Origin of the sequence: Vibrio ulleungensis (assembly GCF_016900875.1) — a bacterium.
Classification (GTDB): domain Bacteria; phylum Pseudomonadota; class Gammaproteobacteria; order Enterobacterales; family Vibrionaceae; genus Vibrio; species Vibrio ulleungensis.
In genome coordinates, this window is sequence record NZ_JAFEUM010000002.1 from 68606 (window position 1) to 83207 (window position 14602).

At 44.9% G+C, this 14602-nt stretch carries 14 protein-coding genes and 2 tRNA genes; 10 read left to right on the plus strand and 6 right to left on the minus strand.

Annotation, left to right across the window (positions count from 1 at the left end; genetic code table 11):
* Positions 1-168: 168 nt before the first annotated feature.
* The 3 genes from JQC93_RS05280 to JQC93_RS05290 all read left to right on the plus strand — a co-directional run bounded on the left by JQC93_RS05280 (position 169) and on the right by JQC93_RS05290 (position 3767).
* Positions 169-2517: an ATP-binding protein gene (locus JQC93_RS05280; protein WP_205157446.1), complete on the plus strand. Its 2349-nt coding sequence runs from the start codon at positions 169-171 to the stop codon at positions 2515-2517.
* Position 2518: 1 nt separating this feature from the next.
* Entirely contained in the window at positions 2519-3409 is an 891-nt protein-coding gene (locus JQC93_RS05285; RefSeq protein WP_205157447.1) for a mechanosensitive ion channel family protein, read from the plus strand.
* Positions 3410-3497: 88 nt separating this feature from the next.
* Positions 3498-3767 carry a DUF2960 family protein gene (locus tag JQC93_RS05290; RefSeq protein WP_205157448.1) on the plus strand — a complete coding sequence of 90 codons (270 nt, stop codon included), beginning with the start codon at positions 3498-3500 and terminating at the stop codon, positions 3765-3767.
* Positions 3768-3837: 70 nt separating this feature from the next.
* Here JQC93_RS05290 and nagK read toward each other — a convergent pair whose 3' ends face one another.
* Entirely contained in the window at positions 3838-4749 is a 912-nt protein-coding gene (gene nagK, locus JQC93_RS05295; RefSeq protein ID WP_205157449.1) for an N-acetylglucosamine kinase, read from the minus strand.
* Between the two features lie 235 nt (positions 4750-4984).
* Here nagK and JQC93_RS05300 point away from each other — a divergent pair, with 235 nt between their 5' ends.
* Positions 4985-5770 (plus strand): sterol desaturase family protein, encoded by a 786-nt coding sequence (locus tag JQC93_RS05300; protein WP_205158016.1) that lies wholly within the window; start codon positions 4985-4987, stop codon positions 5768-5770.
* Between the two features lie 22 nt (positions 5771-5792).
* Positions 5793-6326 carry a C40 family peptidase gene (locus tag JQC93_RS05305; protein WP_205157450.1) on the plus strand — a complete coding sequence of 178 codons (534 nt, stop codon included), beginning with the start codon at positions 5793-5795 and terminating at the stop codon, positions 6324-6326.
* On the opposite strand, the gene JQC93_RS05310 is transcribed toward JQC93_RS05305, so the two are convergent.
* Genes JQC93_RS05310 through JQC93_RS05320 form a run of 3 tightly spaced genes read right to left on the minus strand, consistent with a single transcriptional unit; the run spans position 6323 to position 8612 of the window.
* The gene (locus JQC93_RS05310; protein ID WP_084887997.1) at positions 6323-6667 is read right to left on the minus strand and encodes a DUF3802 family protein; all 345 of its coding nucleotides are present in this window, start codon (positions 6665-6667) and stop codon (positions 6323-6325) included. The two genes, JQC93_RS05305 and JQC93_RS05310, sit on opposite strands and share 4 nt — an antisense overlap.
* 29 nt (positions 6668-6696) lie before the next feature.
* Entirely contained in the window at positions 6697-7653 is a 957-nt protein-coding gene (locus tag JQC93_RS05315) for a GGDEF domain-containing protein (RefSeq protein WP_205157451.1), read from the minus strand.
* Complete coding sequence (locus JQC93_RS05320; protein WP_205157452.1) at positions 7653-8612, minus strand: response regulator; 960 nt, start codon at positions 8610-8612, stop codon at positions 7653-7655. Before JQC93_RS05320 ends, JQC93_RS05315 begins: the two co-directional genes overlap by 1 nt.
* A 211-nt stretch (positions 8613-8823) precedes the next feature.
* On the opposite strand from JQC93_RS05320, the gene JQC93_RS05325 reads away from it, so the two are divergent.
* Together JQC93_RS05325 and JQC93_RS05330 are read left to right on the plus strand one after the other, a co-directional pair.
* Complete coding sequence (locus JQC93_RS05325) at positions 8824-9699, plus strand: fructosamine kinase family protein (RefSeq protein WP_205157453.1); 876 nt, start codon at positions 8824-8826, stop codon at positions 9697-9699.
* Between the two features lie 25 nt (positions 9700-9724).
* Positions 9725-9928 carry a CPXCG motif-containing cysteine-rich protein gene (locus JQC93_RS05330; RefSeq protein ID WP_084887989.1) on the plus strand — a complete coding sequence of 68 codons (204 nt, stop codon included), beginning with the start codon at positions 9725-9727 and terminating at the stop codon, positions 9926-9928.
* Between the two features lie 29 nt (positions 9929-9957).
* Here JQC93_RS05330 and JQC93_RS05335 read toward each other — a convergent pair whose 3' ends face one another.
* A complete protein-coding gene (locus JQC93_RS05335) occupies positions 9958-10569 on the minus strand; it encodes a riboflavin synthase subunit alpha (RefSeq protein ID WP_205157454.1) in 612 nt (203 codons plus the stop codon).
* A gap of 86 nt (positions 10570-10655) precedes the next feature.
* Here JQC93_RS05335 and JQC93_RS05340 point away from each other — a divergent pair, with 86 nt between their 5' ends.
* Positions 10656-12026, plus strand: a complete 1371-nt coding sequence (locus tag JQC93_RS05340; RefSeq protein WP_205157455.1) for an MATE family efflux transporter — start codon at positions 10656-10658, stop codon at positions 12024-12026.
* Between the two features lie 60 nt (positions 12027-12086).
* Here JQC93_RS05340 and JQC93_RS05345 read toward each other — a convergent pair whose 3' ends face one another.
* Positions 12087-14153 carry a methyl-accepting chemotaxis protein gene (locus tag JQC93_RS05345; RefSeq protein ID WP_205157456.1) on the minus strand — a complete coding sequence of 689 codons (2067 nt, stop codon included), beginning with the start codon at positions 14151-14153 and terminating at the stop codon, positions 12087-12089.
* Between the two features lie 229 nt (positions 14154-14382).
* On the opposite strand from JQC93_RS05345, the gene JQC93_RS05350 reads away from it, so the two are divergent.
* Together JQC93_RS05350 and JQC93_RS05355 are read left to right on the plus strand one after the other, a co-directional pair.
* Positions 14383-14459: transfer RNA gene (locus JQC93_RS05350), tRNA-Val, on the plus strand.
* 39 nt (positions 14460-14498) lie between these two features.
* Positions 14499-14575 (plus strand) — tRNA-Val (locus JQC93_RS05355).
* Positions 14576-14602: the final 27 nt, after the last annotated feature.

The window sequence follows — 14602 nt, forward strand, 5'->3', positions numbered from 1 at the left end:
TCTATGACCTCACTATAACCATATCAAGAGCATGGCTTTAAAGAAACCTATTGCACTTAGACCTTGGTCGCACCTTTAGTGAAAAAGACACTTTTTTGCGACAGGTGTTCGCTTTTTGCCAATGGCTGTCTAAAATTTACCTATAATCATCCACTTATAGCGCTATGTATGCCTAAATTAAGTTTGCAGTTGAAAACCTTATTGTATTGCTTGTTGTTTTTGGCCAGCGTGCCTAGTTTCGCAATAGAGCTGAATGCCGATCAGGCCCCAGTGGCTTCAAAGGATGTTAAAGCCCTGCAGCAGAAACGTCTTGAACTGCCTGAACCTGCGTTTCTGGAGGCCAGTCACCAGTCTGAGATTCATCGCTTGCTTGGTGACAGCATCGAGCTGCAATCGGTTTATAGAGACAAATTTTCTAAAGGGATTAAAGAGTACCGTCAAGACATTATCGAGTGGCGCGAATTAGAAAACTTGAGTTATAACTTACGCTTGATTGGTGCATCTAAAGAAGCGCTGCTGGCGAGGGCGTCGTCTGATGTGCAAACACAGGTGACAGGTTTTGGTCCCTCTGGTGTGCTTCAGTTTAAGCTTGAGCTCGATATTGCGCAGTTGAATGCTCAATACATTGTCTACTCTCAAATTCGAAGTTTTAAAAAGCTTACTGCCGATCTTTTCATCTCTCCTATTCCCGTCATTTGGGTTGCAGTAAAAGTATTATTGGTGATAGGCGTTCTAATGTGGTGGTTGTCCAACAGCAAGCGCCTGATCACGTTGTTCAAAACTCATTTAATCGACTCAACCGTTAAACCTGGCTTGTGGGTTCGTCTAATCTGGTATGTGAGTCGCGCGGCAAACTCTATCGCCTGGTTATTGGCGCTAACCGCGACGCTACGTCTATTGTCGACCATCCCTAGCTTATCTCAATTGGCAGTATTGGAAATCTTTACTTGGTGGATCTTGGGTGGCTCTATTGCAATAAGCTTTATTTTAGAGTTTGTTTATCGAAATAGTCGGCGCCGATCTCCGGCTATCACGGCGCTGAGGCTGAGTACCGTTCGTTGGTATGTTTGGAGTTTTATCTTTGTCGGGGTGACACTACAAATCGCCGAGCGGATGTTAGGTCAAACCACCATATACTATTGGATCCTGTCTTTGGTTTGGTTCTGGTTTGCCTTGGTAACGATTAAAGTTTTAAGGAAATGGCGCCCTATTACCTTTGAAATTTTATCGGAAATGAAGGACAAACCTGTTTGGGTCCTATGGGCTGAGAAACGCCAAAAAACGCCGCTAATAAGCTGGTTAGCGACAACCATGGGTATTGTGTGGATTGGCTATTCGAATATTCAACACTCTGTGGTGGCTGTGTTATCTCGATTCACATTCTTTAGCCAAGCGCTTGCGTACCTATTCAAAATAGAAGTGGCTAAACAGCACTCCAATGAACAAAAGCAAGGTACATTAAAGCGTGTTCGAGGCGAGGAAGTGTTTCGCTATGTGTTGCCTGGCAATGAGGACAGTACACTGATTCAATATGCTCAACCCGAGTTAAAGCAAGTTGGCAAATATGTGTTAAGCGAAAGTCCCGCTGTTGTGGTCATATCCGGTGAACGAGGTGTTGGCGTCACAACATTTATGAAGCAACTACTGCACAAAGTTAAACGTGCAACGCCTATCTATTTGAACTCCCCTTACGCTGGCTATCAAGAGTTAATGAAACAAATGTCATTGGAGCTAGGTCTTGGAGACGATACGACTGATAGTGATATTCTTGAGCATTTGAGACACAGTGAACACACTTATCTGTTTGCAATAGACAATGCCCAACGGTTAGTTAAGCCAATGGTTGGTGGGCTCAATGACCTGCTAAAAGTCACTAATCTGTTGCGTCAATCTCAGCAGAATCATCGCTGCATGCTGGCTATCGAGAAGTCGAGTTGGCGATTTGTCGACCGAGCACGGGGCGAGCGTTTGCTTTTTGATTGGGTCGCTTTCTTGCCTAAATGGAGTGAGACTCAGATGGCAGAATTATTACGCAGTAGAGTATCGTCCGATCCTGCCTTCCCGCTCTCCTTTGAGGGGTTAAGCGTACCAAAGCAGTGGGACCACGAAGATATGGATGACGAGCAGCGTGCTCAAACGGGATTTTACCGAATTCTGTGGCACTACGCCGATGGTAACCCTACTGTGGCGTTACGATTCTTCCGTTATTCACTTAGACGAGACAAAGCAACGCAACAAGTGGTCGTTAGGCTATTTCAAGCTCCAGAGGCCGATGAACTTGAGAAAATGCCCAAACCGATGCTTGCAGTACTGAGGTCCATTGTGCAGCTTGAAGTTGCCAGCCAAGAAGAGCTGTCAAGATGCACCCAACTTTCTGTGGCAGAAGTGCTTGGGACCTTGCGCTACTTTCAATCACGCGGATACATTGAGTGGTCTGACGATAAAGCCAGAGTCTCCGATCACTGGTTTCGACAAATCACAAATGTCCTTCATCGTCAGCACTTGTTGGTAAAATGATATGCGTATTTTAATTGTTCTTCTTACCGTACTGTTTTCTTCAACAGTGTTTGCAACCGAAGCCATACCAGACGTAGAAAGCTTGCAGCAATTTGCCAGCCTGATCCGTTGGAGTGGTGTGTTCTTCTCTATGGTTATTGTGTTTGCAACCTGGTTGCTGCTGCGCTTTATTGACTCTGTTGTAGAAAATGTGAGTAACCAGTTTGTCCAATATCGCATGGTGCTTCAAAAAGCCCAGTCGTTCTTTCAGTTCTTTATGTACGTTTCGTCCGGTTTGATTGTGTTCATGATTAGCTTTCGAATAAACGATCACATATTGGCACTGATTGGCGGCACACTCGCGGTATCGGTCGGTTTTGCTTTAAAAGACTTAGCTGCGTCGTTCATCGCAGGACTTACGGTTATGATTGATCGTCCGTTTCAGGTCGGTGACAGGGTCACCTTTGAGGGGAATTACGGCGATATTACCACCATTGGCTTACGGTCAGTGAGAATGCGTACGCTGAATGACGATATCATCACCATACCGAACAATAAATTTTTAAACGAAGTTGTGGTAAGTGGCAACTATGGTGCGCTCGATATGCAAGTCGTTATTCCCTTCTTTGTAGGACTGGACCAAGATATCAATCTTGCGCGTACTTTGATTCAAGAAGCTGCATCCTCGAGCCGATATATTCACCTCCCTAAGCCTGTTGTGGTGTTAGTGAAACAAACCATCACCGATAATTACTTAGCTATCCAACTGACTTGTAAGGCGTATGTGGTAGATACCGCCTATGAAAAGTTGTTTGAAACCGATATCACGCTGCGAGTTATGGAAGAGTTCCATAAACACGGTATAGCAGCGCCTAGGATAGCGACCTCACAAATAAACTATCAGTCAAACTGATGGACAATAAAGGGTTGAACTTAGCGGTAATTGGGGGATAATCGCCGCCCTGCACTTGCAATCACTCAATATCAAACAGGTAATCGGTATGGCTCGTATCATCGAATATGTTTACAAAAAAGAATCTAAAGAATTGCTCTTTTCTTATCAACAGTTTCACTCGATTCATGAAGCCGTGGCCAAAGAAGAAGGCATCGATATTACCGACTATCTTAAGATGGAAAAGCAGCTAGAGGCTGTAGCCGATACCAAGGCCGTCAGAGATTACCGAGATACACATTTTAGAAAGTTAGGCTTTGGCACTATTCGCTTAAAGCCAAAAGCAAACCAACCATTGGGCAAAAAGAACCAAGCTTGATCTTGGATTGAAATGAAAAGCAAAAAGCCAGAGTGAATCACTCTGGCTTTTTAGTAAGCATAACTAATAGTTAGTCTTTAATATTAAGGAATGCAGCACCGCGTACACCGCCCGAGTCACCGTGCTTCGCTTTCATGATGCGAGGCACGCGTCCGACTGACATCAGGTGCTTAGGAATACGCTTAGGCATTTCTTCGTAGATTAATTCAAAGTTAGATAAACCGCCGCCAAGAGCGACAACGTGTGGGTCATTAGCTGTGAAGATATTGGCAAAACAAATGGCCAGCAGCTCCATAAAGCGATCCACGTGCTCAAGGGCTTTAGGCTCTTGATTGTTATACTCGCCAATAATATCAATGGCTTTTTTCTTCTCGCCATAATAATGCTCGTAGATCAGCTCAAAACCACGACCCGAAAGGTAACTGTCTAGACAGCCTTTTTTACCACAACCGCAACCCAGCAATGGTGCGTTATCACCAAGGTGGAACCACGCATCGATAGGTAGGCGTGTGTGCCCTACTTCGCCTGCAATGTGTGAATAGCCAGAGAACACTTTACCGTCAAAAATAAATCCACCACCAAAGCCCGTACCTAAGATCAGGCCTAGCACTGATGGAGAGTCTTTTAACTCGTCGTCCCATGCTTCAGACAGTGCAAAGCAGTTTGCATCGTTCTCGATCTTTACGGGACGTGCAAGTTTTGCTTCAAGATCACGGCGCAGCGGTTTGCCTTTCGCAGCAGGAACATTAACCGTCAAAACCGTGCCATCTTCAGCACTTTCCATACCTGGAAGACCAATACCAATTTTACCTTGCTCACCGAATTGCTGGTCGTATTTTTCAATAAGACCGACAAGGGTATCAATCAGCAGCTGATAGTCATCTGTAGGGGTTGGTACGCGCTCTGTGGCTACGCGATTTAAATCACTATCAAATGCACCAAACTCTATTTTAGTGCCGCCGACATCAAAACCGTAGTACATGGTCAGTTTCTCCTTAGTATGTACAATTAAACCGTTTTGGCTAAACCCTGATAAGGCACAGACAGAACGGCTCAAACCCTAAATTATCCTTATATCTACGCCTGCAATCCGTGACGCTGTGCAGATAAATGACCGAACAAAAGTGCGTTTGAACAACATTTCTTCAATTGTGTTGCCAACCGAAGTCAATTTGATAGAAAATCAAGGGGCGTTTAAGCTCAATAAGGCAAGTCGTATGGATGCAGGGACACTTCGCGGTACAATCTTTATCGTTTGGTTAGTCGTGTTATTGGTCAGTGAAAGGATCAATCCTCGTCGGCCATTTACATCGTTGACAGGCAAACGAGTACTCAACAATTTTGCTTTGGTAATGCTCAATACTGCAATAGTGTGGATTGTGTTGCCATGGATCGCGTATGACGTGGCAGTTTGGGCCAAAAGCCAACAACTGGGGCTATTTCATCAGCTCACCATTCCAGTGCCAATCAAATTTGTTTTGAGCATAGTGCTACTGGATCTGGTGATTTATTGGCAACACCGAGTGTTTCACACCTATTCTTGGCTGTGGTCATTGCACAAAGTACATCATGCCGATACCGAATTCGACACCAGTACAGCGCTGCGCTTTCACCCCATCGAAATTGTCCTCTCAATGCTGATTAAAATGGCTGTGGTATGCTTGCTAGGGATTGATCCTATCGCAGTGATTGTTTTTGAAACGCTGCTTAATAGCAGTGCTATGTTTAATCATGCGAACTTGTATTTAAAGCAAAAACTCGATCGCAGTTTAAGATGGGTGATCGTAACCCCCGACATGCATCGTGTACATCACTCAGTATTTCGTGAAGAGTGCAATGCCAACTATGGGTTCTTCCTATCGATATGGGACAAACTATTTGGCTCCTATGTTGCACAACCAAAAGAGGGTCACAACGATATGGTCATTGGACTCAATCAATTTCGTGATGCTAAAGAAATGGCGGTTCATCGAATGATGTCACAGCCCTTTAGACATAAATAATAAAGGTAAAACGGGGACCATCATGAGAGTTAAATCAAACCGAAGTGCGTTGAGTGCATCAGCATTGGTGGTCTCTTTATTGCTGGTGTCAGGGTGTGCAAATGACCCAATGAATGAACTCTCCACCTCGAGTACCGAAGTGCTATCAAATCAGCACAAACAAATGCACAGCAGTTTTATGGATAGCTATATGGCGTGGAAAGGCACTCCCTACCGCTTAGGCGGTAGCACGCGAAGTGGCATTGACTGCTCTGCGTTTGTGCAGCAAGTTTACCAGGAGTTTGGGCAGCGCTACCCTAATTCATTGTCTTACGCCATGCTCCCAAGAACCACTGGCAGTCAATGGGAAGCGTCTAACGAAGTATCAAACAGTCAGGTTCAAGTCGGCGATCTGGTCTTTTTTAGAACCGGGGTAAAACAGCGTCATGTCGGGGTATATATGGGCAGTTATGATTTCTTGCATGCTTCAACATCCAAAGGAGTGATCATATCTTCATTGACCACACCTTATTGGCGTCAGCACTTTGAAAGCTTTAGACGACCAGGCAATCGCTAATCGTATACGGTTACAGCCGAATCAAACATATTCTTGATAAGGCCAACGTAGTCTTCTAAAAATTCGACTTGTTGGTTCGTTGCTGGCTTGTTCCAAACACTGCTTAATATCTCAGCAAGATCCGCGACCAGCGCGTCCACTTCTTTGAGTAACTGAAAGCGAATACTGGTATGCATAGATGGGTTTTGTTCGAATAGCGCCATGATGTTTGAAGAAATCATGTCAGTGACGATCTCTTCGACGGTTTCTGTACCCACATCGCCTTGGGAGCTCGCAAATAGCGATAAACTGGTGGCTAAGTACTCAATAAGTGAATGATAGCCTTCACTTTCTACAACCATAATGACTCCTTAACACGGTTACTTAATAACTACTGACCCACTGTCGCCTGATTTCGGCCGTTTTGCTTAGAAAGATACAGGGCTTTGTCGGCCGCCTCAATCCAATTTACATGACTGGTAAACTGTTGAGAAAACTCACTAACACCTAAGCTGATGGTAAAGCTTAAACTTTGAGATTCATGTGTTACCTGCAGTTTTTCGACCCTCTTGCGCAGACGATCGGCAAAGAACATCGCCTGATCAGCACTCGTATTGGGTAATAACACCGCAAACTCTTCCCCCCCGTAGCGACCTACATAATCAGAGTCGCGAGCGGTCTTTGACACCATTTTAGCCAGTTGACGTATTACTTCATCTCCAGCGGGGTGACCGAAGTTGTCGTTGACCTGTTTAAAGTGGTCAATATCAATCATCACCAATGTATCAGTTCGTTTGTGCAAACCACAATAATGGAAATGATTTTTGAGCTGAGCTTCCCAACTTGAGCGGTTTAGTAGCTGCGTGAGCCCGTCAGTTTGACTTAACTGCGACAGTTTTCTATTCGATGCGTTAAGCTCCAACTTGTTCTGAGCGATGTCGGTAACATCTTGTAAGATGATACTAAAATGGGTGACTTGTGCTGTGAGTGACTTAAGCGGTGTGATCACCATATTTTGGTACATGGTATCCATACCGTGAGTCACCGGTGAGTAGTTTTTAAACTTAAACACATAGGGACGGTCTTCCCAACAGGAGAAACCTTTGGTGCTGAGTTTGCCACAAGTATTAAGTTTTGCGATGAGCCACTCCACGGGGAGATCAGGGCAAACTTCAAATAAGTTTTTACCCATAATCTTATCGGCTCGGATCCCGCTGTAGGATTGCATAAATGTGTTCCATGCAACCACATTAAAGTCTAAGTCGATGACGACCAGTCCGGAGTCCATATTGTCCATGATCTGCATTGCCCAATGGAAATCAGACATATCCATGGTAACGTCATTCATTAGAAAGTCTCCATAATGTCGTAAATTGCTTGTCGAGACTTATCATCCAGTAAGAACAATACTTCACATTCAAAGTTAAGATGCTCGGTGCGATAGGTAAACTCAATCGTAAACACTTGCGCGTGTGGCTTTGAGTCCTCGACTTTGTACATATCGGGGGTCAGAGTCGTAGGCTGCCTTAGCACCACGTCGACGTTAAGTTGTTTAGACAACGACGTTAAAAACGACGCGACTAACAGGTTACCGATATTTAGTACAATCTCGTTGAACGTGGAGTGCTCTCGAGAGAACCCCAGTTTTTCGCCAATGAGCGCGATGTCTGTCCCTTCCATACACACAATGGCTTCACCATGTAGACCGCTGCCGACAAATCGCTGAGCAACAGCAATCGAGGTTTCTCGATCCAATGCGTCAGTGATCATCATATCCAACTCACTGCTTTCTAGCGGGCCAACATTTGGAATGGGTAACGTGATGAACTCTCCAATGAAATCGGACACCACCGCTGCCCCTGCGCCCAACGCGACATTACAAATTTCTTTGAATTTAATGGTGGGTGATAAGTCGTCATCTTGATGGTCATTGGTTTTATCTTGTTTTTCGATAAGACCAAGTTTCTCTATTAGAGATTCAAACTTACTTTTTTCGAATGGCTTTTTGATAAAGCCATAAGCGCCTAATGAATAGCATCGGTCGATTGCCTGTTGCTGTACATCGCCAGACACAACAATGGTTTTTAGAGGGTGATCCGTAATGGGCAAATGTGCCAACACTTCAAATCCATCCATTACTGGCATTGTGAGATCGAGAAACAGAATATCAATGCTCTCTGCTTTTATAATTTCTAAAGCTTCAGCTCCGTGCTCGGCAAAAAGTATCGGATGATCTGTGTAGAGGGTTATCGTACGAGCTAGCGATTTTCTCGCTAGTCCGGAATCATCACAAATTAGAATTTTCATTATACAGTATGGCGGTCCTTTAATGCCGCTATAGTATATTGTGATCCCGATCAGTTCTAGAGTTTTTGTCAATTTGTTGCGTAAAAAACGATGTTACTCACAGCTATAGGTTTATTTTGTGCTTTTGTTAACAGGTATGCAGGAATAACTCTTCTACAATAACAATATGGCAAGTAGGTGAATTCATCATTGACCGTCTCAAGGAGTCCGTATGTGGAATGCAATCGCTAAGCAGTTAAGTGATACTTTGCAGTTTGATTTCAAGATTTTGGAACGAATGCGGATCTCAGGAGGCAACATCAATGAGAACTACGAAATATCGGATGGAGAGCAGCGCTACTTTGTAAAAATTAACGCCTCTGAGTTCCTTCCTATGTTCGAGGCTGAGCAGGATAATCTCACTACCTTGAGAAACACCAATACAGTGAATGTACCGGAGTTTATTACACTGGGAAAAACTCGCGGGAATGCATTCATCATCCTGAATTACTTGCCAACGAAATCACTTTATCAATGTCGAAACAGTCTGGAATTTGGTGAGCAATTGGCTGAGCTCCATGCTATTCATACGCAGCTCGAATACGGTTTTGATAACGATAACTACATTGGCACAACGGTTCAGCCTAACCGGTGGCATAAGAAATGGGCTCAGTTTTTTGCCGATCAGCGGATCGCGTGGCAACTGAGTTTGCTGGCTGAAAAAGGCATACGGGTTGCGCAAGACAACGACGCATTGCTCGACAGTGTCTACTACGGTCTAAAAAATCATAACCCTTCCCCATCGTTGCTTCATGGCGACTTGTGGAGCGGTAATGCGGCTAATGGTCCATTTGGCCCGCTCTGTTTTGATCCTGCTTGTTATTATGGGGATAGAGAGTGTGATATTGCGATGACCGAATTGTTTGGTGGTTTTGATAGCGACTTTTATAGAGGCTATCAGTCCGTGTATCCGTTAGCTGACGGCTATCAACGCCGCAAGTCTATCTATAATCTTTACCATGTACTCAACCACTGTAATCTGTTTGGTGGACATTACATTCAACAGGCGGAACAGATGATTGATGAACTAATGCTAAGCTATTCATAGAGTGGTGGTTTGGTAGGAGATCAATATGAAAACATTCAGCGAAAAAGGCATAGATTGCCCTCATTGCGGGCATCATATTCGGGTATCAGTGGATGCGACCAATGGCGATCAAAGCTTTTATGAGGATTGTCCCGCATGTTGCTGCCCTATACATTTGAGTATGCATGTGGACGAGCAACATGATCACATCGACTTAATGGTCGACGCTGACGACGAGCAAATGTACTAAGCCACCCAATTAGAGTGGCTTTGATAACACTATTGACCCCTTTGTTCTAGCACACGCTCGACAGTATCAACGATCGCTTGGGTTTGAGGATCAATTTCAATATTCACTTTGTCATCGACTATGCGATGACCAAAACAGGTTCGCTCAAGTGTTTCCGGTATCAAGTAGACACAAAAACGGTCTTGTTCGACTTCACCAATCGTCAGTGAACAACCGTCAATCGCAACGAACCCTTTATGAAGTATGTATTTGGCCCAACTTGGGTCAATGCTAAACCATATTTGTTGTTGCTGGTGACCTGGTACTATGTGTGTAATCACTGCCTGACCAACGATGTGGCCTGAAACTGTGTGACCTCCTATTTCATCACCAACTTTTGCAGCACGTTCAATGTTCACCTGATCATTGGCTTGTAACTGTGACAAATTGGTTTTGTGCAGAGTCTCTTGCATCAGGTCAAAGGTGACCTCTTGATCATTTTGCGCTGTCACTGTCAGACAACAGCCGTTATTTGCGATAGATGCACCTAGTTGAATGTTACTCGACAGACCTTCTGGCAGCTCAATGGTGAGCTTTCTAAACTGTGGCTCGTCAACGACTTTGACGACTTTTCCCATACCTTGCACAATTCCGGTAAACATTCTTCCTCACTTAGGTTTCATCACAGCGTTAACTGGATTATTATTCGCGTTCTTTTCCTGCTATTCAATTGTTTTTTAGGAATGCTATGCAACGTTATGTACGCGAAACCAATCACCTTGTACGCCTAGCAACGCCAGTGCTTATTGCTTCTGTTGCACAAACCGGTATGGGGTTTGTCGACACAGTGATGGCGGGTGGTGTGAGTGCAACCGATATGGCGGCCGTGTCGATTGCGGCCAGTATTTGGCTGCCCAGTATATTGTTTGGGGTTGGTGTACTAATGGCTCTGATCCCCGTCGTAGCACAGCTTAACGGCTCTGGTCGCATTGAAAAAATCGCACCAGAAATTCAGCAGGGCGTGTATCTGTCGTTGCTACTCGCAATACCGATAGGATTGGTGCTTATTCAGACGCCTAAGATCCTGTCGTTTATGGGTGTCGATGTGGCGATGTCCCAAATAACCAGTGGCTATATTGATGCGGTGATTTGGGCAATTCCAGCATTCTTGTTATTTCAAAATTTCCGCAGCTATACCGACGGTATGTCTTTAACCAAACCTGCCATGGTCATTGGGTTTGTAGGGCTGCTATTGAACATTCCTTTAAACTATATTTTGGTTTATGGAAAACTGGGTTTGCCAGCGTTAGGTGGCGTAGGTTGTGGTGTCGCGACAACAATTGTGTACTGGGTGATGTTCTCTCTTATGGTGGGGTATGTCGCTAAAGCCAAAAAGCTGCAAAAAATCGGTTTGTTTGAGCGCTGGTATGCACCTAATTGGAAAGAGCAATGGCGCCTATTTACCCTAGGATTACCCGTTGCACTGGCGATGTTTTTTGAAGTCACCCTATTTGCCGTAGTGGCTATATTGGTTGCGCCGCTTGGCCCTATCGTTGTCGCGTCGCACCAAGTTGCCATTAACTTTTCGTCGATGATCTTTATGCTTCCTATGAGTATTGGCGCTGCAGTCAGCATCCGCGTTGGGCATAAACTAGGCGAAAAAAGTACAGATGGCGCCAAAGTTTCGACCCGAGTCGGCCTGATTGCAGGGTTAGCGACGGCGGTTGTCACAGCGTTATTTACCGTGTTTTATCGTGAACAGATCGCGCTACTTTATACCGACAATACAGAAGTGATCGTACTTGCGGGACATCTATTACTGCTTGCCGCGATTTATCAATGTACCGACTCAATACAAGTCATCGCCGCGGGTGCACTAAGGGGCTACAAAGACATGCGCTCCATATTTGTGATCACTTTTTTCGCATATTGGTGTGTTGGGCTGCCGTTAGGTTATGTGTTGGGTCGCACCGACTTGCTGGTTCCTGCATTAGGTGCAGAAGGGTTTTGGTACGGATTTATCGCCGGCTTGTCTACAGCGGCGCTACTGCTGTTTATGCGGATAAGATGGATGCATAAACAATCGGATCACGTACAGTTTCGATTTGCAAACCGATAAAAATAAAGGCGCTATAAGCGCCTTTATTTTATTGAGTGTTAACGCCATAAGCGGACAATTCTACAACGCATAGCTTTCTAATTGGGATTGCTGGGTTTTAGAGATGTTGGCAACCTTTTCAGCGTCGTCAACCAAGTGGTTTAATTGAGTTTTCACTTGATTGGCTTTATCCATCATTGCGGCGATGGTCAGATTCACTTCTTCCGTAGCACTTTGTTGCTGCTCTGCAGACACCGATATTTGTTCTGAGCGTTCGTGGATGGTCTCTACTGAATGCGCAATTTCGGCAAAGCGTTGCTCCATTTGGAGGTTACTTTCGAGTGCAATCTGCATGTCTTTTTGACTCGTAAGCACCAACGATTTTGAATGTTGCGCCGTCGATTGTAGGTCATCGACCATAGTGCGTATATTGGTGGTTTGTTGGGTAGTTTCGCTAGCCAGTTTACGCACTTCATCCGCAACTACCGCAAATCCGCGCCCCATATCCCCTGCCCGTGCAGCTTCAATAGCTGCATTCAATGCCAGTAAGTTAGTACCTTCGGCAATATTGCTGATCACACTGACCATCTCTTCGATCCTCACCACTTTTTGATCTAGCAGTGCCATTGCTTGAGCACTAGTACTCATTGATGTTTCAAGTTTGGTGAGTAGCTCCGAGTTATGGTGGACCGTTTTAGTGCCTTGTAAGGATTGGTCTGAAGTGATTTGAGTCTCTTGATTGGTTTCTGTGGTGAAGGCAGCAATCTCTTTAATGCTCGCTTCAAGTTCATTGACCGCTGAAGCGACAGTCTCAACGTACGCCGCTACCGTATCCATATTTTCGTGGGTATATTTTGCCGTCTCAAACGAACCATGAGCGTCGGTATTGAGCTCTGTACTGCTTGCGCTTACCTTACTTAGAGAAGTCTTTGTTGAGTCTGTAACTTGATTGAGCATCTGGCTCAGTTGACGTAATTCTTTCGGGCCCTCTGTTTCACACGCTTTCTTTTGATAGTCCAACTGCACCAATCGAGTTAACCCTTCATGCATCACCTTCACGCCCTTTTGTAACCATCTGCTAAGTGCAATTGCACTAATAAAAATAGTGATAGCGATAACTAAGCAGGCAATCCATAACGTCGCCTTGGTGTAGTTAATGGACGACGAAATGGTATTTCCTTGTAACAATAATTGGTTCTCTAATTCGTCTGCAATTAACGAGCTGTTTTGAGTAAGTTGTTCGGTGTTTTGCGTCAGTTCAGCAAGGGTTGCTTGCGCGGTTTGATCCAGTTGAAAACTATCCATCAATTGTGAAACGACACCATTTCGCTGCATACCTTCTAACACAATGTCGTAGGCGGACGTTAAACTCGGGAACTCTTTGATATCCGGTTTGATTTCTGCGTAGTCGTCGTAAGCAAGTTCAAGCCCTGCCAAGCGTCCTCGCAGGTCGCGATAGTGCTTTTGCGCCTGCGCAGCGCTGTCTGCAGCCAAAAACAGCAGGAAAGAACGTGACATTGTAACAGCAGCGTCGCTAAAGCGGTTTGCCGCGTCAACAGCGACCGGATGATCTTCCGACAAATAAGAAGATATACGGCTCATTTCAGGGCCTATAGAATCTATACCGTATTGAAACTGCGCAATATTTTGCTGAGAGCGACTACGGACATCTAATTGACTTCGTTTTGCATCAATAAACTGCTGAGCAAGCGTTTCATTGTCGATGTTCAGCTGTAAGATTTCTTCAAGTAGTGGGTCGTTGAGGGTAGTGAGTCGGCTCTGCAGCGATTGAAAATCGCTGACTGACGCATGATTGAGTGTTGCCAACGTAGCTAACTGGACTTCAAGCTCCTCTAACGTATGAGCATTACCCGCCAAATTAAAGTGCATCAGCTTAATGAGTGCATTCTGAGTAAGATTTACGTTGTTAAACGCGACTGGAAGTTCGTGTTGTGACAGCTGACTGAACTCGTCATCAATTGAGTCGACGAGAAAAGAACTTCTAAAACTCGCAATAACACTGACTAACAGCACAACACCAAACACAGCGATAATGGCATAAATGATCGACGTACCGCCGTTAGTCTTTGAGGGTATTCTTGTGGACTTAGCCTGTAGCGAAATGTCTATTAAATCAGCGTTTTTCAAGTTGCTCTCCTAGCAATCTAAACTTTCGTGCGATACTAGGCAGGCTTTGTGACAGTCACGTTGCAGATTTACGTCAAATTGATGAAGCCGTATTTGAGACGGTATCGGGGGGAGTTTGGGGTTGTAGTAATGGATGGTGCTCGATTGTTAAGCAGTCAGATCACGTTGGTACAATATTTTGTTGCACCGAATTCGGTCTCTAGGTAATATCCTCCCCGTTCAAGACGTTGCGTCCGTAGCTCAGTTGGTTAGAGCACTACCTTGACATGGTAGGGGTCGGTGATTCGAATTCACTCGGACGCACCATTCTTGACTGCATAGGCAGTTAGTTGAACACACAAATTTGGGTCCGTAGCTCAGTTGGTTAGAGTACTACCTTGACATGGTAGGGGTCGGCGATTCGAATTCGCCCGGACCCACCAAATTACAACAAAGCCTCCCTAGCGGAG